This window comes from Thermoactinomyces sp. CICC 10522 (genome assembly GCF_016055075.1).
GTDB classification, from domain to species: domain Bacteria; phylum Bacillota; class Bacilli; order Thermoactinomycetales; family Thermoactinomycetaceae; genus Thermoactinomyces_A; species Thermoactinomyces_A daqus.
Map to the genome: position 1 here is coordinate 1 of NZ_JAECVY010000066.1, position 809 is coordinate 809.

The 809-nt window shown below is 61.3% G+C and carries 1 protein-coding gene; it reads left to right on the forward strand.

All coding sequences use genetic code 11. The annotated features are described in order from the left end of the window. On the forward strand, positions 1–809 hold an 809-nt coding region (locus I8U18_RS17610), incomplete at both ends, for a polyketide synthase dehydratase domain-containing protein (RefSeq protein ID WP_198065185.1).

Here is an 809-nt window from a genome sequence, read left to right on the forward strand (position 1 = left end):
GCGGATGAGGATATGGAGCAAATCCTGGAGGTCTGGCAGAGAAAAGGGAAGTACGACAAACTGCTGGAGCTGTGGGTAAAAGGGATGGACATCGACTGGAACCGTCTGTACAGCGGGAAGAAACCCGGACGGATGAGTCTGCCCACCTATCCGTTTGCCCGGCAGCGCTGCTGGATTCCGGCGGAAGAGAGAAAAGAGCGGCCGCTCACAGGCACCGTGCTCCATCCGCTGCTGCACCGGAATACCTCCGATTTGTATGAACAGCGGTTCAGCTCCGTGTTCACGGGCGAAGAATTTTTCCTGTCCGACCATCTGGTCGGAGGGAAGCGGGTTCTGCCGGGAAGCGCCTGTTTGGAAATGGCCCGGGCGGCCGTCGACCAGGCCGTCGGCGGCTGGACGGGAGAAGGGAAAGGGATTCGCCTGCGGCAGGTGAATTGGCTCCGGCCCGTCGTGGCAGGCGAGCAGCCGGTGGAAGTCCACATCGGGCTGATCGCGGAAAATGAAAACGAGATCGCCTATGAAGTGTACAGCGAAACCGATGCGGGAGAAGAGGTGGTTCACAGCGAGGGAACGGCCGAACTGATGACGGACGCAGTCCCGCCGGTGCTGGATCTGGAAGCGGTCAAAGGGGAATGTTCCCGCAGGACGCTGACCGCGGAGGAAATGTATGAAGCCTTCGCCAGAATGGGCATCCGGTATGGAGAGACCCACCGGGGGATAGCGGAAGTGCATGTGGGAGAGGGGCAAGTGCTGGCCCGCCTGCACCTGCCTTCCGCGGCAGCGGAAGCGGGCAAGGGCTTCCACCTCCA